The organism is Acetomicrobium sp. S15 = DSM 107314, from assembly GCF_016125955.1.
Classification (GTDB): Bacteria; Synergistota; Synergistia; order Synergistales; family Thermosynergistaceae; genus Thermosynergistes; species Thermosynergistes pyruvativorans.
The window spans coordinates 1-269 of record NZ_JADEVE010000263.1 but is presented as its reverse complement, the minus strand read 5'-3'; the positions used below and the strand labels follow the sequence as shown (position 1 = coordinate 269).

Here is a 269-nt window from a genome sequence, read left to right as displayed (position 1 = left end):
TAGGTATGACTACGTCGCTCTCGATGAGGTGCAGACCATCACTTTTCCTGACGTCGAAGAGATTAGAGGCGCATTGAAAGGGTATTTAGAGTCAGGCGAATACCGCGTGGGCGACTATCGAGGTATAGGCGACGCGGGTTGTAAACACCTCTATTGAGGCGTCGATACCCTCCACGGGGAAAGATAGGCGCACTCCTTCAGAGCGGCCGATCCAGTTTTCCTGCATCATCTTCACCCGTTCGGGCCATTTGTCGAGCTCTTTTAGCGAA

1 protein-coding gene and 1 pseudogene are annotated in these 269 nt (G+C 52.8%); one reads left to right on the top strand and one right to left on the bottom strand.

The window, feature by feature from the left end:
• Positions 1-28: 28 nt before the first annotated feature.
• Positions 29-79, top strand: a pseudogene (locus EZM41_RS14715) (hypothetical protein); the annotation flags it as partial.
• A gap of 12 nt (positions 80-91) precedes the next feature.
• Here the strand turns inward: EZM41_RS14715 and EZM41_RS07165 are convergent.
• On the bottom strand, positions 92-226 hold the full coding sequence (locus EZM41_RS07165) for a hypothetical protein (protein ID WP_446697824.1): 135 nt from the start codon (positions 224-226) through the stop codon (positions 92-94).
• Positions 227-269 lie beyond the last annotated feature (43 nt).

Coding starts and splice junctions, on each gene's coding strand:
- EZM41_RS07165 (WP_446697824.1), bottom strand. CDS start 226: ATGCAGGAAAACTGGATCGGCCGCTCTGAAGGAGTGCGCCTATCTTTC.